The sequence below is a fragment of the Dyella silvatica genome, from assembly GCF_026283955.1.
Classification (GTDB): domain Bacteria; phylum Pseudomonadota; class Gammaproteobacteria; order Xanthomonadales; family Rhodanobacteraceae; genus Dyella_C; species Dyella_C silvatica.
The window spans coordinates 20165-38726 of record NZ_JAPDPE010000007.1 but is presented as its reverse complement, the minus strand read 5'-3'; the positions used below and the strand labels follow the sequence as shown (position 1 = coordinate 38726).

The 18562-nt window shown below is 58.1% G+C and carries 16 protein-coding genes and 4 tRNA genes; 12 read left to right on the top strand and 8 right to left on the bottom strand.

The genetic code is table 11. The features are described from left to right. Positions 1-41: 41 nt before the first annotated feature. The 7 genes from clpP (at position 42) to OUZ52_RS02600 (ending at position 7535) form a co-directional block, all read left to right on the top strand. Positions 42-671, top strand: coding sequence for an ATP-dependent Clp endopeptidase proteolytic subunit ClpP (gene clpP / locus OUZ52_RS02630; protein WP_266156744.1), 630 nt, complete (start codon positions 42-44; stop codon positions 669-671). Positions 672-777: 106 nt separating this feature from the next. Further along, complete coding sequence (gene clpX / locus OUZ52_RS02625; protein ID WP_266156743.1) at positions 778-2073, top strand: ATP-dependent Clp protease ATP-binding subunit ClpX; 1296 nt, start codon at positions 778-780, stop codon at positions 2071-2073. A 175-nt stretch (positions 2074-2248) separates the two neighbouring features. Next, positions 2249-4759 (top strand): endopeptidase La, encoded by a 2511-nt coding sequence (gene lon / locus OUZ52_RS02620; RefSeq protein ID WP_266156742.1) that lies wholly within the window; start codon positions 2249-2251, stop codon positions 4757-4759. 339 nt (positions 4760-5098) lie between these two features. Beyond that, positions 5099-5371 carry an HU family DNA-binding protein gene (locus OUZ52_RS02615; protein ID WP_114843696.1) on the top strand — a complete coding sequence of 91 codons (273 nt, stop codon included), beginning with the start codon at positions 5099-5101 and terminating at the stop codon, positions 5369-5371. A gap of 18 nt (positions 5372-5389) precedes the next feature. Next, a tRNA-Val gene (locus tag OUZ52_RS02610) sits at positions 5390-5464 on the top strand. 8 nt (positions 5465-5472) lie between these two features. Continuing rightward, a tRNA-Asp gene (locus tag OUZ52_RS02605) sits at positions 5473-5549 on the top strand. Between the two features lie 84 nt (positions 5550-5633). Continuing rightward, positions 5634-7535 carry a SurA N-terminal domain-containing protein gene (locus OUZ52_RS02600; RefSeq protein WP_266156741.1) on the top strand — a complete coding sequence of 634 codons (1902 nt, stop codon included), beginning with the start codon at positions 5634-5636 and terminating at the stop codon, positions 7533-7535. Between the two features lie 63 nt (positions 7536-7598). On the opposite strand, the gene OUZ52_RS02595 is transcribed toward OUZ52_RS02600, so the two are convergent. From OUZ52_RS02595 to gloB, 3 genes are all read right to left on the bottom strand, one after another. Beyond that, on the bottom strand, positions 7599-8381 hold the full coding sequence (locus OUZ52_RS02595) for an enoyl-ACP reductase FabI (RefSeq protein ID WP_266156740.1): 783 nt from the start codon (positions 8379-8381) through the stop codon (positions 7599-7601). 135 nt (positions 8382-8516) lie between these two features. Next, positions 8517-9755 carry a LysM peptidoglycan-binding domain-containing protein gene (locus OUZ52_RS02590; RefSeq protein WP_323135308.1) on the bottom strand — a complete coding sequence of 413 codons (1239 nt, stop codon included), beginning with the start codon at positions 9753-9755 and terminating at the stop codon, positions 8517-8519. Then, complete coding sequence (gene gloB / locus OUZ52_RS02585; protein ID WP_266156739.1) at positions 9752-10516, bottom strand: hydroxyacylglutathione hydrolase; 765 nt, start codon at positions 10514-10516, stop codon at positions 9752-9754. The genes OUZ52_RS02590 and gloB overlap by 4 nt, the downstream gene beginning before the upstream one ends. A 174-nt stretch (positions 10517-10690) precedes the next feature. Here gloB and OUZ52_RS02580 point away from each other — a divergent pair, with 174 nt between their 5' ends. From OUZ52_RS02580 to dnaQ, 3 genes are read left to right on the top strand one after another with little or no spacing between them, the layout of a single operon-like run. Then, positions 10691-11359: a class I SAM-dependent methyltransferase gene (locus OUZ52_RS02580; protein WP_266156738.1), complete on the top strand. Its 669-nt coding sequence runs from the start codon at positions 10691-10693 to the stop codon at positions 11357-11359. A 27-nt stretch (positions 11360-11386) separates the two neighbouring features. Beyond that, a complete protein-coding gene (gene rnhA / locus OUZ52_RS02575; protein WP_266156737.1) occupies positions 11387-11845 on the top strand; it encodes a ribonuclease HI in 459 nt (152 codons plus the stop codon). Next, positions 11842-12549: a DNA polymerase III subunit epsilon gene (dnaQ, locus tag OUZ52_RS02570; RefSeq protein ID WP_266156736.1), complete on the top strand. Its 708-nt coding sequence runs from the start codon at positions 11842-11844 to the stop codon at positions 12547-12549. Before rnhA ends, dnaQ begins: the two co-directional genes overlap by 4 nt. Before the next feature lie 29 nt (positions 12550-12578). Here dnaQ and OUZ52_RS02565 read toward each other — a convergent pair whose 3' ends face one another. The 4 genes from OUZ52_RS02565 to ppsA form a co-directional block, all read right to left on the bottom strand. Next, entirely contained in the window at positions 12579-13295 is a 717-nt protein-coding gene (locus tag OUZ52_RS02565; RefSeq protein WP_266156735.1) for a PP2C family protein-serine/threonine phosphatase, read from the bottom strand. 74 nt (positions 13296-13369) lie between these two features. Then, positions 13370-13459 (bottom strand) — tRNA-Ser (locus OUZ52_RS02560). Positions 13460-13574: 115 nt separating this feature from the next. Further along, positions 13575-14258, bottom strand: a complete 684-nt coding sequence (gene lepB, locus OUZ52_RS02555) for a signal peptidase I (RefSeq protein WP_266156734.1) — start codon at positions 14256-14258, stop codon at positions 13575-13577. A 195-nt stretch (positions 14259-14453) separates the two neighbouring features. Continuing rightward, a complete protein-coding gene (gene ppsA / locus OUZ52_RS02550) occupies positions 14454-16841 on the bottom strand; it encodes a phosphoenolpyruvate synthase (RefSeq protein WP_266156733.1) in 2388 nt (795 codons plus the stop codon). A gap of 226 nt (positions 16842-17067) precedes the next feature. Between ppsA and ppsR the strand changes: the two genes are divergently transcribed. Continuing rightward, positions 17068-17850 carry a posphoenolpyruvate synthetase regulatory kinase/phosphorylase PpsR gene (ppsR, locus tag OUZ52_RS02545; protein ID WP_266156732.1) on the top strand — a complete coding sequence of 261 codons (783 nt, stop codon included), beginning with the start codon at positions 17068-17070 and terminating at the stop codon, positions 17848-17850. Between the two features lie 39 nt (positions 17851-17889). Continuing rightward, positions 17890-18363 carry a DUF1249 domain-containing protein gene (locus OUZ52_RS02540; RefSeq protein ID WP_266156731.1) on the top strand — a complete coding sequence of 158 codons (474 nt, stop codon included), beginning with the start codon at positions 17890-17892 and terminating at the stop codon, positions 18361-18363. A gap of 107 nt (positions 18364-18470) precedes the next feature. Here the strand turns inward: OUZ52_RS02540 and OUZ52_RS02535 are convergent. After that, positions 18471-18547: transfer RNA gene (locus OUZ52_RS02535), tRNA-Asp, on the bottom strand. Positions 18548-18562 lie beyond the last annotated feature (15 nt).

The following is an 18562-nucleotide window of genomic DNA, read 5'->3' as shown; positions in this document are numbered from 1 at the left end:
CAGGTCGTTCGTCAGGCCCATCAACCCGGAGAGCCGCAAGCATGGCCATGGATCAAATCCAGAACCTCAACTTGGTGCCTATCGTCGTCGAGCAGACTGCTCGTGGCGAGCGGTCATATGACATTTACTCGCGCTTGTTGAAGGAGCGGGTGATTTTTCTGGTCGGTGAAGTGAACGACCAGGTCGCCAATATCCTCGTGGCGCAGATGTTGTTCCTGGAGTCCGAAAATCCGGACAAGGACATCAATCTGTACATCAATAGCCCGGGCGGGGCGGTTACTGCCGGGCTAGCCATCTACGACACCATGCAGTTCATCAAGCCGGACGTCAGCACGATGTGCATCGGTCAAGCTTGCAGTGCAGCATCGCTGCTGCTGATGGCTGGCGCCAAGGGTAAGCGTTATTCCTTGCCCAATTCGCGCGTGATGATTCATCAGCCATCGGGTGGCGCTCGTGGTCAGGCTACTGACATCGAGATCCAGGCACAGGAAATTCTCTACCTGCGTCGTCGTTTGAACCAGATTTATGTTGATCATACCGGCCAGCCGCTGGACAAGATCGAAAAGGACATGGAGCGTGACCGTTTCATGAGTGCTGAAGCCGCCCGTGAGTACGGTTTGATCGATTCGGTGCTGGATAAGCGCGCCGTAGAGACGGTCAAATCGGCCTGATACGGCCCTTCCTGGCTAGTAAAGCCATGGGCTTCGCGTCTGAATGCAGACGCGAAGCCCTGTGCTATTCTCGCCTCGCAATGGATTTACCAGCAGGATCAAAAGCATGAGCGACGAGCGGCAGGGCCGTTCCAACGACAGCGGCAAGATTCTCTACTGCTCTTTCTGCGGCAAGAGCCAGCATGAAGTGCGCAAGCTGATCGCGGGTCCATCCGTGTTCATCTGCGACGAGTGCGTAGAGCTTTGCAACGACATCATCCGTGAAGAGCTTGAGGAGAAGGCTGCCTCAGGGCGTACCCAGCTGCCCAAGCCCAAAGAAATCATGGAAACGCTTGACCAGTACGTAGTCGGCCAGACTCGTGCCAAGAAAGCGTTGGCGGTAGCGGTGTACAACCACTACAAGCGGATCGAGTCACGGCAGAAAAGTGACGATATCGAGTTGGGTAAATCCAACATCCTCCTGATTGGTCCCACCGGTTCGGGCAAGACCTTGCTGGCGGAAACGCTGGCACGCCTGCTCAATGTGCCGTTCACTATCGCTGACGCCACGACGCTTACCGAAGCGGGTTATGTGGGCGAGGACGTAGAGAACATTATCCAAAAGCTGTTGCAGAAGTGCGACTACGATGTGGATAAGGCGCAGTCCGGTATCGTCTACATCGACGAGATCGACAAGATCTCGCGCAAGAGCGAAAACCCGTCAATCACCCGCGATGTTTCAGGCGAGGGTGTACAGCAGGCCCTGCTCAAGCTCATCGAAGGCACGCTGGCCTCGGTGCCGCCTCAGGGGGGGCGCAAGCATCCGCAGCAGGAATTCCTGCAGGTGGACACTAAGAACATCTTGTTCATGTGCGGTGGTGCATTTGCCGGACTGGAAAAGGTTATTCAGCAGCGCTCGGAGAACACCAGCATTGGATTCTCGGCGGAGGTGCGCAGCAAAGAGCGTACGGAGAATCTCGGTAAGGTGCTTGCTGATGTGGAGCCTTCCGACTTGGTGCGCTATGGCCTGATTCCCGAGTTCGTGGGTCGTTTGCCGGTGGTAGCGACGCTGGACGAGTTGGATGAGGCGGCTTTGGTGAAGATTCTTACCGAGCCGAGAAACGCAGTCACCAAGCAGTTTAAAAAACTGTTCGAGATGGAAGGCGTAGAGCTCGAATTCCGTCCAGAGGCGCTGCAGGCCATTGCCCGCAAGGCGCTTAAGCGCAAGACGGGTGCTCGTGGCCTACGCACCATTCTGGAGCAGGTGTTGCTTGAAACCATGTACGAGCTGCCTTCGCTGGAGCATGTCAGCAAGGTCGTTGTGGACGATGCGGTGATCGACGGCCAGGCTGAGCCTTATCTGATCTACCGCGGCAATCTGCAGCAGCAACGCATTGCGGCTGACGGCGGCGACGCCGCCTGAACTCAGGTTAAAGTTCTGCCGAACTCAAGACGGCCCCGGCGTAAGCGTCGGGGCCGTTTTTTTTATCGCCGTCGCTTGCACTTGTGTGCAGGGGCCGGCGCCTCCACTTGACGTATCAGTGCCTCCGGCGCAGTGTCGAGGCGAAACCGATTCACTCCTTTGAGGGAAATTTTTCATGGCAAAAAACGCCTCCCTTCCCGTAGCAGCCGGCGCCACGCTGGATGCTTTGCCCGTGCTGCCGTTGCGTGACGTGGTTGTCTACCCGCACATGGTGATACCGCTCTTCGTTGGCCGCGATAAATCGATGCGTGCGCTGGAGCGCGCCATGGAGGGTGAACGACAGATTCTGTTGGTGGCGCAAAAGAGTCCGGATATCGATGATCCGGAGATCGGCGATTTGCACCAGATTGGTACCCTCGCAAGTGTCCTGCAATTGCTTAAGTTGCCCGATGGCACGGTCAAGGTGCTGGTTGAGGGCCAGTCGCGTGTCACCATCGAGAATTATCACGAAGACGGCGGCATGCTGACGGCCAGCTCGCATGTCATCGAGTCGGTTTACAGCACCAAAGAGCGCGAGCTGGACGTTGTTTCGCGCACGCTGATTTCGCTGTTCGAACAATTGGTCAAACAGAGCCGCAAGTTGCCGCCCGAAGTGTTGGCGACCTTGTCCGGTATTGATGATCCGTCGCGCTTGGCCGATTCCATCGCCGCGCATTTGTCGGTGCGTATGGCGGACAAGCAGAAGGTGTTGGAGACCGCCGACGTTGGGCAGCGCCTGGAGCTGCTTATCGGCTTGGTCGATGGCGAGATGGATTTGCAGCAGGTGGAAAAGCGCATCCGCGGTCGTGTCAAGTCGCAGATGGAAAAGAGCCAGCGCGAGTACTACCTCAACGAGCAGATGAAGGCGATCCAGAAAGAGCTTGGTGAGAGCGAGGATGGCCCGAATGAGATCGAGGAGCTGCAAAAGAAGATCGAATCTTCTGGTATGCCCAAGGCGGTGTTGACGAAGGCGCGCCAGGAGTTTGGCAAGCTTCGTCAGATGTCGCCGATGTCAGCTGAAGCCACGGTCGTGCGCAACTATCTGGATTGGTTGATCGGCGTGCCGTGGAAAAAGCGTAGCAAGGTACGTAAGGATTTACAGCTCGCGCAAGAAGTGCTCGATGCAGATCACTTTGGCCTGGAAAAGGTCAAGGACCGCATTCTTGAGTATCTCGCTGTACAGCAGCGCGTGAGTGTGATGAAAGGGCCGATCTTGTGCTTGGTTGGGCCGCCGGGCGTGGGCAAGACCTCGCTGGGGCAGTCGATTGCCAAGGCGACCAATCGCAAATTTGTCCGCATGAGTCTAGGTGGCGTGCGTGACGAGGCGGAAATTCGCGGCCATCGACGCACCTATATCGGGTCGATGCCGGGCCGCATCGTGCAAAACATGAACAAGATCGGCACCAAGAATCCACTGTTCGTGCTCGATGAGATCGACAAGATGTCGATGGATTTCCGTGGCGATCCGTCTTCAGCATTGCTGGAGGTGTTGGATCCTGAGCAAAACCATGCATTCAACGATCACTACCTGGAGGTCGACCTGGACCTGTCCGAAGTGATGTGGGTGGCAACCGCCAACTCGTTGAATATTCCAGGGCCCTTGCTTGATCGTATGGAGGTTATCCGTATTCCCGGATACACCGAGGACGAGAAGCTGGCGATTGCGTTGCGTTATTTGCTGCCTAAGCAGCTGAAGGCAAACGGCCTTAAGCCGGAAGAGCTGAGCGTTGCTGAAGAGGCGGTTAGGGACATCGTGCGTTATTACTCGCGTGAGTCCGGCGTGCGCAACCTGGAGCGCGAAATCTCCAAGATTTGCCGCAAAGTGGTCAAGGAATTGATGCTAGGCGAAGTCAAAAAGGCCAAGGGCAAGGCTGCTTCTGCAGCCGTAAAGACGGCTAAATCGGCCAAGTCAAAGGCGACTCCTGGCCGGGTTGTTGTTGACTCTGGCAACCTCGAGCATTACCTGGGTGTACGTCGTTTCGATTTTGGCCGCAAAGAGCTGCAGAACGAGGTTGGCCTGGTAACCGGTTTGGCCTGGACCCAGGTCGGCGGCGAGTTGCTCAGTATTGAGGCTTCGGTGGTTGCAGGTAAGGGACGGCTGGTCAATACCGGTCAGCTTGGCGATGTCATGAAAGAGTCGATCCAGGCAGCGTTATCGGTAGTCCGTGCACGTGCCGAGCAGCTGGGTATTGATCCAAGTTTTCACGAAAAGCTTGATCTGCATATCCACGTGCCGGAAGGTGCCACGCCAAAAGACGGCCCGAGTGCCGGTATTGCGATGTGCACCGCTTTGGTTTCTGCGCTGACCAAGGTTCCAGTGCGTTCCGAGGTGGCGATGACCGGTGAGATAACGCTGCGTGGCCGTGTGCTGCCTATTGGTGGTCTCAAAGAGAAATTGTTGGCGGCGCATCGCGGTGGCATTACCACGGTCATCATTCCCGACGAAAACAAGAAAGATCTGGCGGACATACCGAAAAACATCACCGATTCGCTTGAGATCCATCCGGTGCGATGGATTGATGAGGTCCTGGGTATTGCACTGGAGCGCCCGCTACAGCCGCTGCAGGCGACAGAGGGTGAAGTCGTGGCCGCTGCTGTCGATGCACCGACAGAAGATTCGCCCGAGGCGCATACTCGGCCGCACTGAACGGCTTGATTGACGCATGGTGAGTGACGGGAGGCGTGGTGTTCATGCCTCCCGTTTTGCTCTGGCTGTTTAGTGTGCGTGAATACTTGGCGTAACGGTTCGCGTTCCCTAATGCAAGTCACTGAGCTAACCTGCATGGGCCTGAAAGCCTTGGTATAGCTTGTATTGCGGACCCTCGGGGGCACTGGTATAAAGGCGACACCGCAATCCTAGCGCCGCTTTTAGAAGCGCAGAGATGCGGGGTCGCGAGGCGGTGCTACTGGTAACCATCATCCATGGCAGCGCTGTCTTGTCCCAACTGACTGCGCGGGCCGCATAACCGTTTAAGGGAGTGTCTCAATGAATAAAACCGATCTGATCAATGCCATTGCCGAAAAAGCCGAACTCACCAAGGCTGATGCCGGCCGTGCGCTCGAAGCTTTCTTCGAGACCGTGCAGAAGTCCTTGAAGAAGGGTGAGGACGTCTCGGTCGTTGGTTTCGGTACCTTCACTGTGCGCAAGCGCGCCGCTCGTACCGGTCGTAATCCGCGTACCAACGAAGTGATCAAGATCAAGGCTTCAAAGGTTCCGGCCTTTAAGGCTGGCAAGACCTTGAAGGATGCCCTAAACTAAGCGGCTTACGCTTAGTTTGGATGCTTAGCTCAGCGGTAGAGCGTCGCCCTTACAAGGCGAGGGTCGTAGGTTCGATCCCTACAGCATCCACCAAAAACTGCGGAGCGGTAGTTCAGTCGGTTAGAATGCTGGCCTGTCACGCCGGAGGTCGCGGGTTCGAGTCCCGTCCGCTCCGCCACAGTTCGCAAGGGCGCCCGTGTGGCGCCCTTGTCATTTATGGTCGGCGCATTGAGCGCCGGATAACGATCGCGAGAAGACTCTCATGTTGCAGGCATTGCGTAACAAGCTACACGGATGGCCGTCTATCGTCGTTCTTGGCATTTGCGTCTTTGCCGTTGCATTTTTCGGCATCGAGTCGTACTTCATGGCGCAAACCGACACCTTTGTAGCCAAGGTCGGCAAGCAAGAAATTACCCAGAAAGAGTTTCAAGATCGCTTGAATCAGCTTCGCCAGCAGGCTGGCGAGCAGCAAGCCGATACGACGATTTTCGACCGCCCGGAAATGAAGCAGCGTGTGCTTGATTCGATGATCGATCAGCAAGTATTGCTCAAGGCCAATGATGATTTGGGCATGAAAGTGTCTGATTTGGCCATCCGCGACATGATTGCCTCTATCCCGGCTTTTCAGGTCAACGGGCAATTCAACTTGAACACCTATCGCGCAACCCTGGCAGCTCAGGGCAAGACGCCGGCGATGTTCGAGAACGAAGTGCGCTCTCAGTTGGCGATACAGCTGTTGCCGGATGCTTTGACTGGCAGCACGATTGTCACTGACGCAGATATGGATCGCTTCCTCAATCTACGTTTACAGCGTCGCGACCTGCGTTTTGCTGTGCTTCCGCGGCCAGCGCTTACGGATAGCAATGTCACTGATGCGCAGATTGATGCGTTCTACAAAGCACATCAAGCTGACTTCATGAGCCCCGAGCAGGTTTCGGTGAAGTATCTCGAAGTCAACGGCGCCGATCTCAAAGTCGATACACAGCCGGGCGATGCCGAGCTGAAGAAGCGCTACGAGGCAGAGAAGCAGCGTTTCGTGCAGCCAGAGCAGCGTTTGGTTTCGCACATTCTTATCAATGTGCCGAAGAACGCTACGCCGGAACAGCAGAAGGCCGCTTTAGCCAAAGCAGAGAAAATTGCCGCAGAGGCGAATGCAGAAAATTTTGCCAAGTTGGCCGAACAGAATTCGGACGACTTAGGCTCCAAGCGTCAAGGCGGTGATTTGGGCTGGCTCGAAAAGGGCGTGGCAAATCAGGCTTTCGACGAGGCGTTGTTCACCATGCAGAAAGGCCAGGTGTCCAAGCCGGTGTTATCGCCTGATGAGGGCTATCACATCCTTTGGTTGCGCGACGAGCGCAGCGGGCAGGCCAAGCCGTTCGAGGATGTGCGCGAGCAGATTGCCAAGGAAGTCGCGGCGACTGAGTACGACCGCGTGTACAACGAGGTCGCTGGTCATCTGGCCGATAAGACCTATCAGAACCCGCTTTCGCTAGAGACCGCCTCGCAAGAGCTGAAATTGCCGATCAAAACGACCGGGCTGTTCGCGCGCCAGGGCGGCGAAGGCATTGCTGCTAATCCCAAAGTGGTGGCTGCGGCATTCTCCGATGAAGTGCTTGCCCAGGGTAATAATTCGGCTTTGATCGATCTGGGTACCAATCACGCGGTAGTGATCCATGTCGACAAACATGTTCCAGCCGCGGCTCGCCCGTTGGCCGAAGTGCGTGACACGATTCGCCAGAAAATCCTCGATGAACGTGTCGCTACCGCTGCCAAGCAACGTGCCGATGATTTGTTGGCAAAGCTCAACAAGGGCGATGACATGAAAGCGGTGACCGCTGCCGTCAATGCCAGCGTGCAGAGCGTAAGCGAGGCGACTCGTATCCAGCAGCAAGCGGTTCCGCCTGAAGTGCTTGAGAAGGCCTTCTTGTTGCCGCACCCAGCGGCAGGTAAGCCTCAGTATGCTGTTGCTGCAACGCGTGATGGTAATTATGCGTTGCTGGCCGTGGATAAAGTGCAGGATGGCGATTTGTCGAAGATCACACCCGCCGAACGAGATAAGTTGCGCGGAGATATGGCGCAGGCTTATGGGACGCTGGCGACGCGCGAATACATCAGCGCGCTGAAAGCCAACATCACCATCAAGATTGCGAAAGATCGCATGTAGCGGCTCTTTCATAGAAGAAAAAAGGCGGCCATGGGCCGCCTTTTTTTGTGCGCGCTATACCGCTTAAATGCCTGTCATCCCGAGGATGTTGTAGCCGGCGTCGACGTGGGTGATTTCGCCGGTGATGCCGGATGCGAGATCGGAGCAAAGAAAGGCGCCGACATTACCGACTTCATCGATGGTGACGCTGCGACGCAGTGGCGCGTTCTCGTCGACGTGTTCGAGCATCTTGCGGAAGTTTGCAATGCCGGCAGCCGCCAGGGTTTTGATCGGACCGGCGGAAATGGCATTCACGCGGGTGCCTTCCGGCCCAAGGTTGAAGGCCAGATAGCGTACGTTGGCTTCGAGGCTGGCCTTGGCAAGACCCATGACGTTATAGCCCGATAGCGCGCGTTCCGCGCCAAGATAGCTAAGCGTGAGAATGGCGCCACCACGGCCCGACATCATCGAGCGCCCGGCCTTGGCCAGCGCGGCAAGGCTACAGCTGGAAATGTCGTGGGCGATGTTGAAGCTTTCGCGAGTGAGGTTGTCGAGGTATCCACCTTGCAGGGCTTCGCGGGGCGCAAAGCCGACGGAATGGATGAGGATATCGAAACCATCCCAGTGCTTGCGCAGCTCGGTATACATCGCTTCGATCTGCGCATCTTCGGCGACATCACACGGCAGCACGATGTTTGAGCCAAACGTGTTGGCGGCTTCCTCGACGCGATCCTTGAGCCTATCGTTTTGATACGTAAAGGCCAGCTGCGCACCTTCTCGATGCATGGCATTGGCTATGCCCCAGGCGATGGAGCGCTGACTGGCGATGCCGACCACAAGAGCACGTTTGCCGTGCAGGAATCCCATGGCGTCCTCCCGGGCTGACGGCGCGCCTCAATGGCGCGGCGTTCGGGAGTCTAGCAGGCAAAGACTAATGCGGCCGGTTACTTTTGCCGTATGGAGGCGGATAAAAGCTGGCTATCTAGGCATCGCTTGAAGTGATCAGCTCGAGCCGCTTGATTCGCTGACTTGCAACACTTGCCCGAGTTTGAGCTTCTGGCCGTGCAGGTTGTTCCAGTGCTCCAACTGTTTGACGTCGACCGAATAGGTGCGAGCGATATTCCAAAGCGTCTCGCCGGATTTCACCGTGTGGGTTTGCTTCTTGGCCTTGCGCGTTGGTTTAGTCGTGGCGGCGGTCGTGCTCTGGTCAACCATAGGGGCTGACGAGATCAATGCCGTGTCTTCCTGCGCGCCGTCGCTCTTGTCGATGGGCTGCAGCAAGGCCAGGCGAAACTTTTCCGCCTGGCTATTAGGCAGCAATAAATAGGATGCTGCCTGCGGGTCCACCACGCCGTTGCGGAACGCCGCATTGAGATTCTTCAATTGATCCACCGGCATGCCTGCATGATCGGCAGCCTGGGCGATAGGCATGGTCCGATTCACATCGACGGAGACCAGGCGCTGATCCGAGGGTAGCGAGGGCAGGCTTACGTGGAAGCGCTCGGGCTGGCGCACTACGCAAGCCATGGCCAATAGTTTGATCAGGTGTTCTTTGGTGATCCGCTTGACTGGCAGGCGCGGTATGGCGGGTTCACTCGCCGGCATGCCGTGCTGGTCGACCATTTTGCGGATACCGAACTCACCAGCGTTGTAGGCGTAGTCGGTCAGCCGCCAATCTTGTAAATCATCTTGGTAGCGCCGCAGCAGGGCCATGACGGCATCGGTGGCGGCAGGTACATCGAGGCGACCGTCATAGCGCTTATCTACACGCATACCCATGGCATTCGCGGTAACGGGCATGATTTGCCACATACCCGCTGGATTGTTTTTGCTACCGGGGATGGAACGGTAGTGGCTTTCAACCCAGGGCAGCAGGGCAAACTCGCCTGCAACACCGTGTTTGGCGGCTATCTGCTGCACATAAACGAGATGCGGCATGATTTCGCGAACTTGCGCCTCGAACCGTTGCGGCTGCGCGGTATAGCGGTGTGCCCAGTCCATGATGGCGGGATCGGCGTCGCAATCGTTCATGGCGAAACTGCCGCGCAACTGCTCCCAGACATCGGCCTGTGGTTTGGGCACCGCAGGGCTGTTGATCGTGCCGACGTTGTGCGCAATGTCAGCGACGACGGGCTGCGGTGCCTGGATCGCCGGAGTTTGAGGTGATTGAGTCGGATTGCTGGCACATGCAGCCAGCAATATCGACATCGCCAAAGGTAACGGGCGTAGGTGTGTTTTCATCCGCGGAATGCGTCCTTGGCAGCGCGTAGGGCCGCAAAGCGGCTGACGCGGTCATGGTGAGCGCCGTGTTGCCTGCACCAGGCGATGATGGCGTCTTGATCGATGCGCAGAAATGGATTACTGGCCCGCTCGTCGGCAATGGATGTCGGCACACTGGGGCGGCCCTGCGCACGTAACGTGGTGACCTGCTGTACACGTATCGCCAGGTCAGGATTATGTGGTTCAACCGTTTGGGCAAAGCGGGCATTGGCTGCGGTGTACTCGTGGCCACAGCAAACTTGGGTTTCCGGCGCTAGCGCGGCAAGACGGTCAAGCGCGCTTAACATTTGTGCTGGTGTGCCTTCGAACAGTCGCCCGCAGCCTAGGCTGAACAGGGTGTCGCCGCAAAACACCACGCCTTCACCGACATAGGCAATGTGACTGCGGGTATGGCCCGAGATCGCGAGGATCTGAAAGCGCACCCTGGGTGCATCCAGTGTGATCACGTCACCCTCGTCGACACGCTGGGTGGCTTCGCTGATGCGTTCATCATAGGGCGCGAATACCGGCACCTGGTGCCGCGCGCGTAGCGCTTGCGCGCCACCGATATGGTCGTTGTGGTGGTGGGTTAACAGGACCGCGCGCAAGGTCAGCCTGCGCTCGGCAAGCGCCGCCTCGACTGGGGCCGCTTCACTGGGATCGACGACGATCGCCTGGTTAGCGTCGTCGTATAGCATCCAGATGTAGTTGTCGGCGAGCGCCGGTAACGGTACGACGTGCAAGGAAGGCTCCGCTGCGGTTTCGTATCGACTGGCGCAGGCATCGGGCATGCGCAAGGCGCTCGACTATAAAGCGGCGATGTTGTCTTCTCGTTAGTGCAATGTTAATTGCTTGAATGGTCATTCAGGCCGGGACAAATCGGAGACTTTCATCACTTTTGTCCTCAGGTTCCTGCGATGAGCGGTATCTATGACGCGATTGCCATGGGCTGCCAGTACACTGTGAGGCTTGCAATAACGGGCGTCGACGCATGCATCAGCGCGCATGCGCTATGGCTAACGGCGGCCGCCCGCGACATGCCGCCGGTGCTGCCTTTGCTTGGTCATTGGGCTCAGCTAAAACTTGCGAATGGGCGTTTTGATGGCGATGTGCGTGCGCGTGTGGACGAGCCGCTGCCTTTTATCGACGATGCCTTTGACCTAGTGCTTCTGCGTCATGTGCTCGAAGTGGCGCCAGCGTCGCAGTCATTGCTGCAGGAAGCGGTCCGGGTGTTGGCCCCAGGCGGCATGCTGGTCATCACCGGGATTCACCCACTGAGTGGCTGGCTGCCGTGGGCCTATTGGCGTGGGCGTGGTAAGGCCTGGTCGTTGACGTCGCCGTTAAAGCTCGAGCATTGGCTGCGCCGAGCAGAGTTGGACATCGAAGGTGTGCGGCGGGTGGGGCGATGGTGGCCAGGCAGCGAGACCCGTTTATACGGTGAGCGGGCAATGGGCGGTGGCTATTTACTGATAGCCCGCAAGCGCCGACGCATGGCGATACCTATACGTTTGCGGCCGAAAGCGGTGCCGACACGTGTGCATACGGGCCTGGCTCCTGGTACACGGCGTAGTACCGTCGGCGAATGATTTGGATCCTTTGAAGTGCGAGTAGCGATGATTGATGTACAAGCTTTTACCGATGGCGCTTGCCTGGGCAATCCGGGGCCGGGTGGCTGGGCTGCGTTGTTGCGGGCCAAGGACAGTGAACGGATGCTCGCCGGTGGCGAGCCCGATAGCACCAATAACCGTATGGAGCTCATGGCGGCGATTGCGGCGTTAGAGGCATTGACGCGGCCGTGCAAGGTTTCGCTCACTACCGATTCTAAATACGTGATGCAAGGTATTGAGCAATGGGTGCCCAAATGGCGTCTCAACGGCTGGCTTACCGCAGATAAAAAGCCGGTGAAGAATCAGGACTTATGGCAACGTTTGTCGGCCGCGGTTGCCGGGCATCAGGTGCAATGGCATTGGGTGCGCGGACATAACGGCCACGCCGAGAATGAGCGCGTCGATCAGGCCGCGCGCGAACAGGCCGAACAGTTCCGGGATCAGGCTCTACGAGGTGTAGCGTGAGGCAGGTCGTTCTAGATACCGAAACCACCGGCTTGGAAGTTCGTCAGGGCCATCGGCTGATCGAAATCGCCTGCGTCGAGATGATCGAGCGACGGCCAAGTGGGCGTCACTATCAGACTTATCTCAATCCGGATCGCGCAATTGACGAAGGCGCCAGGCAGGTCACCGGTATCGAAGACGAGTTTTTGCTCGATAAACCGCATTTCATTGATGTGGTCGATGAATTTCTCGCCTTTATCGATGGCGCCGAGCTGATCATTCACAACGCCAAGTTCGACGTCGGCTTTCTCGACGCCGAGCTGGCTCGCGCGGGCGAGCAATATGGCCGCATCAGCGATCGTTGCCCGGTGCTCGATACCCTGGTGATGGCACGCGAGCGTTATCCCGGGCAGCGCAATAGCCTGGATGCGTTATGTAAGCGCCTGGGCGTGGACAATTCGGCGCGTGATTTGCACGGCGGCTTGATCGACGCGCAGCTGCTTGCCGAAGTCTATCTGTCGATGACGTCCGGCCAGGTCGGGCTGGATCTGGGTTTTGAAGGTGCCGCCGAGCAGAGCACGACGACGATTGCCATCCCGCTAGTGCTTGACCGCCGGCCGCAGGTGCGTCGCGCCGTTGGCGACGAGCTAGCGGCTCACGAGCGGCGCCTGGATGCGCTGGATAAGAGTTCGGGTGGTGGCAGCATCTGGCGTCGTCAGCATTAGCACCCTGCCGCTTGCAGCGGCTGGGTGGGTTAGTCGACGCGAGCGAGAATCGCCGTGATATTGTCGCTACCGCCACCATCCAGCGCGGCCAGCAGCAGGTGATCGACGCATTCCTGCGCAGCGAGATCCCGGCGCTCGACGATCCGGGAAATCGCGTTGTCGCCGACCTCTTCGGTAAGTCCGTCACTGCACAATAAAAAACACATGCCTGGCTGCAAACGACCACGGGCCATGCCGATATGCAATTGCGCGGTGGCGGTAATGCCCAGGGCCTGGGTGATCACGTTACGTTGCGGGTGCCTGGCGGCCTGTGTGGGGGCCAGCGTGCCGGCCGTAACCAGTTCTTGCACCAGGGAATGGTCGTGACTGATTTGGCGCAGTCCGTCTTGCCATAGGTATACCCGGCTGTCGCCCACCCAGGCCACTTCATAGCTGTTCGCATCGAGCCGCAGGGCAGCAATGGTGGTGCCCATGGGCAGCATGTGATTGCCAATCCGATCTTGCTGGAGACGGGCCTGTTGAATCAGTCGCTCATCTGCGCCGCGCACAGCTTCGACCAGGCTGTGTCCGCGGATGACCAGGTCGGCAATGGCGTCACGTACCAGGGCAGAGGCCACTTCGCCGTGTTGGTGGCCGCCCATGCCATCGGCGACCATGAAGAGGCCGAGCGCTGCGTCGGCGTAGTAGGTGTCCTCGTTGCGCATACGGCGCAAGCCGACATGTGTTCCGTGTCCGAACTCGATCATGAGATGCCAGAAAAACGTATGCGCGCAGAATGCCAGAAATACAAAAGCCCCGCATAACTGCAGGGCTTTGTATTTGGCGGAGAGGGTGGGATTCGAACCCACGGTACGCTTACACGTACGCCTGATTTCGAGTCAGGTACATTCGACCACTCTGCCACCTCTCCAAAGGGGTACACACGGTGGTCCGCGCGAGCCGGAAATAATACGCGGCAAAAGTTATTCTGACAACTGTCCAGTGCAGATCCGCCTGGATCCGCAGCGCCATGGGCTGGCTTGTCGCTAATGGGCCGAATCCAATGGAGCTCCAAACCGGTGCGCTCGCGGTAAATAGTGGTTTTCGGGGTCGAGGGAGACCGCGACATATCGCGTACGGCCGATAATTTCCCGGCGTGGAAAAAAGCCCAGATAGCGTGAATCTTCACTGTTGTCGCGATTGTCGCCAAGCATCAGATACTGTGCTTCGGGCACTTTGATGGGGCCGAAGCTGCGTGCCGGGCTGGGGCGATCCAGCGACAGGCGCACCCGGTGACGCATGGCACCATAGTTTTCGATGACATAGCGGGCGGCGCCTAGCTGGTCATCATGGATACCTGTCTCGGTGGTGTCGGTGTATTCGGCGCGTTGCCCATTGATATAGAGCCGGTTGTCCCGCATGGCCACTTGGTCCCCGGGCAACCCGATAACGCGCTTTACCAGGCGTTCGTGCGCGGCTGCCGAGTCCAGCACGACAATGTCGCCACGCTGCGGATCGGCCAGGTGCAGCAACGACACATGGGTGAAGGGGAGGCGGACGTCGTAGGCTGCTTTATCTACGAAGATGCGGTCACCGATGCGAATGGTCGGTTGCATCGAGCCGGTTGGAACCACGTTCCAGTCGGCTACTGCGCTACGAAACACGATCATGCAAAGCATAAACGTGAAAAACCCTTTATTTCTTGCCAGAAATGCAGTGATGGCGCGCATGAAGTACCCCGTTATCCAGAGCTGGATGATCCGGCTGCCAACAGTACGCTTGCGCTGCCTGGTTCGATAGAGCGGGCTCGGCGCCACGAGCAACAGGTTTGTGATACCGCTGGTCGCTAGGTGTTCTTTAAGGGGCTTTCAAAAACAGCGGGGCGGTGTTGCCACCGCCCCGTTGGGTTTTGCTTAACTGGCTATTCAGCCGGCTTTTTTCTTGGCCAGCCGCAACCAGGTATCGACGACGGTGTCCGGGTTCAGCGAGACCGATTCGATGCCTTGATCCATGAGCCATTCCGCCAGATCGGGATGATCTGACGGCCCCTGGCCGCAGATACCCACGTATTTGCCTTTTTCACGGGCGGTTTGAATGGCCATGGACAACAGCTTTTTCACCGCGGGATCGCGCTCGTCGAACAAGCTGGCAACGATGCTGGAATCGCGATCCAGGCCCAGGGTGAGCTGGGTAAGGTCGTTGGAGCCGATGGAGAAGCCATCGAAGATCTCCAGGAACTCGGCCGCTAGCAGGGCGTTGGAGGGCACTTCGCACATCATGATGATCTTCAGTGCTTGCTCACCTTGCGCGCTGGCACCTTGCTTAAGACCATTCTTGGCCAGCACGTCGATCACCTTGTGACCTTCGCCCAGCGTGCGCACAAACGGGATCATCACCCAGACATTGTCCAGGCCCATGCTTTCGCGCACTTTCTTCACGGCTTTGCATTCCAGTGCAAAAGCCTCGGCGAAGCCGGCGTCGACATAACGGCTGGCGCCGCGATAGCCGATCATCGGGTTTTCTTCATGTGGCTCATAACGAGCGCCGCCGACCAGATTGGCGTACTCGTTCGATTTGAAGTCCGACAGGCGCACGATCACCGTTTTCGGATAGACCGAGGCGGCGATGGTGGCGACGCCTTCGGCGAGACGATCGATATAAAAGCTCACCGGATCGGCATAGCCAGCCCTGCGCTCATCGATCTTGGCCTTGGTTTCGGCGTCTTGCTTGGCATATTCCAGCAGCGCCTTGGGATGCACGCCGATGTGGCTGGCGATGATCATTTCCAGGCGGGCCAGGCCGATGCCGGCGTTCGGCAGCATGCCGAAATCGAATGCGCGTTCCGGATTGGCCACGTTCATCATGATTTTCAGCGGCGCTTCGGGCATATCGCCCAGATCGGCGGTTACGCGATCGAACTTGAGTTGTCCTTCGTAAATGCTGCCGGTGTCGCCTTCCGCGCAGGACACGGTGACGTCGGCGCCATCGGGAATCAGGCTCAGCGCATTGCCTGTGCCGACCACCGCCGGAACGCCCAGCTCGCGCGCAATGATGGCGGCGTGGCAGGTGCGGCCGCCGCGATTCGTGACGATGGCCGCGGCGCGCTTCATCACCGGCTCCCAATCGGGATCGGTCATGTCAGCGATCAGCACGTCACCCGGTTGAACCTTGGCCATATCCGCCAGGGTGCGCACGACGCGTGCTTTGCCGGCGCCGATTTTCTGCCCGATAGCCCGGCCTTCGGCCAGCACCTTGCCGCGCTCGAGCAAGTGGAAGCGCTCGAGCTGAGTCGTGTGTGCGCGTGACTTCACCGTCTCGGGGCGGGCCTGCACGATGTAAAGCTTGCCGGTGTTGCCATCCTTTGCCCACTCGATGTCCATGGGGCGACCGTAGTGCTGTTCGATGATCAGCGCCTGGCGCGAAAGCTCTTCGACGTCGGTGTCGGTGATGCAGAAGCGGTTGCGCAGTTCGACCGGGGTGTCTTCGATCTTGACGCGCTCGCCCGGTGCGCTGGAATAAATCATGCGCAGCTGCTTGGCCCCCAGCTGGCGGCGTAGGACGGCCGGTTTTCCTTGCTTAAGGGTGGGTTTGAAGACGTAGAACTCGTCAGGATTGACGGCGCCCTGCACGACCATTTCGCCAAGGCCGTAGCTGCCGGTGACGAACACCACATCGCGAAAGCCCGACTCGGTATCCAGGGTAAACAGCACCCCGGACGCGCCGATGTCGGAACGCACCATCAGTTGTACGCCGGCGGACAGAAAGACGTCTTCGTGCTTGAAGCCTTGGTGTACGCGATAGGCGATGGCGCGATCGTTGTACAGCGAGGCGAAAACCTCCTTCACCTTGTGCAGTACATCCTCAATGCCCACGACATTGAGAAAGGTCTCTTGCTGGCCGGCAAAAGAGGCATCGGGCAAGTCTTCGGCGGTGGCCGACGATCGCACCGCAACGGCGATGTTTTCGGCGCCGGCGTCCTTGCACAGCTTGATGTAAGCGTCACGGATGGCGTTGTCGAGTTCCGTCGGCAGGGGCGTTTCGGTGACCCATTCACGGATCTCCTTGCCGGCCGCGGTCAGTGCTTCGACGTCGTCTACGTTGAGATCGGCAAGGCGGGCTTGAATGCGCTTGGCCACGCCGCTTTTATCCAGGTATTGCTGAAACGCATCGGCGGTGGTGGCAAAGCCACCAGGAACCGAGACGCCAAGCTTTGCCAGGTTGCCAATCATCTCGCCAAGCGACGCATTTTTACCGCCGACCTTGCCCAGGTCAGTCATGCGAAGCGTGTCGAGCCAAAGCACCAGTTCGTTCAAGGGTGTCTCCTCAGGAGCTCTCAGGGTGTGCGGATGAGTGGCGGGCAAGCAGGGCGAGCCGCAAAGGACTGGTATTGTCCGCTGCCAATGGTGCGCGGCACAAGAAGACCATTGCAGATAAGGGCCACGCCAACTGCATACCAGTCAGGCGAGAGTCAAGCAAAGACAGGTCTGTGCGCTTGCGCTAAGGTGCCGCAGAAGCCGCCACTGCCTTGATGGACGATCTATGCCGCGAACCGTTTTCTTTATCTCTGACTCCACTGGTATTACGGCGGAGACGATTGGCAATAGCATCCTGGCCCAGTTTGAGGGGGTCGAGTTCGACAAGCACCGCTTGCCCTTTATTGATGATGCGAAGAAGGCTGAGGCGGCCGCTTTGCGCATCAAGACGCGCTACGCCCAGAGCGGTGACCGCCCGATCGTGGTCAATACCATGGCAGATCGTTCGTTATGCGAGATCGTTGCGGGCAGTGGGGCGCTGATGCTCGATGTGTTTGCACCGTTCATTGGCCCGCTGGAAGACGAGTTGGGCACCAAGCACTCCGGTGCGGTGAATCGTTCCCATGGTTTGGTCGATTTTGCCAAGTATGAGGCGCGCATCAATGCCACCAATTACGCCCTGTCGCATGATGATGGCATTGATGTGGACTATGCCAAGGCGGACCTGATCCTGATTGGCGTATCCCGTTCGGGGAAAACCCCGACCTGTTTGTATATGGCCTTGCATTACGGAGTAAGCGCCGCCAATTACCCGCTGACCGATGACGATCTCGATAAGTTGGAGTTGCCGGCACGTTTGCGTCCCTACAAGGATCGTTTGTTCGGGCTCACCATTGATCCGCAGCGGTTGGCGCAGATTCGCGAGCAGCGGCGGGCCAATAGTCGTTATGCGACCTTGCAGCAGTGCCGGTGGGAGTTGGAGCAGGCTGAGAAGTTAATGCATGTGTCGATCGAGGAGATTGCCAGCAAGATCTTTGACCGCTTCGGTATCGAGCGGACCATGTTCTGATTCATTAGGTTTGATTGCCGCGAGGAATCTTTGCGATCTATGAGCGCTGTACTGGACAACCGTAACGCCTTACTGCCCAGTCGCTTTGGCTTTTTGATGGGGCTGTATGCAGAGAATTATCACCGTCTCGCGAAACTGTTTGCGCCACAGACGCTGAGTCCTGGGTGCTATCGTTCGGTGGTGGATGATGGCCTCAATGTGCGTCTGCAGGTGCAGGAGCGTCATCCGTATACGCTGGAACTTGAGCTGACCTACGACTTTGTCGATGCGCAGACTGGGCAGCCATCGCCCTCGGCGCAGTTGCGGATGTACACCGACGCCCATGTTGCGGAGGCCTTGCATTGCCATCCCGGGCGTCATTTATGGCAAGTGCTGGGTCCATTCCCGCCAGCGCACACTGTGTTTCAGCATCGCTTGCGCATGAACGGGTTCCTCTCGCGCTGGTTGGAATACCTGGCCGAGCAGGGGCATTCCATCGGCACGCTGGAGCGTGAGCAAGATCCTTCGCTGTAACGACGGCTTTGGGAGCCTCGGTTTTCTTGTGCAGCGTTGATTAAATGGCTTGAGCGCTGCTAAATAACAGGCAACAAAAAACCCGCGCTAGGCGGGCTTTCCGTTAGTGGCGGAGCGGACGGGACTCGAACCCGCGACCTCCGGCGTGACAGGCCAGCATTCTAACCGACTGAACTACCGCTCCACATTTTTTTCCAGC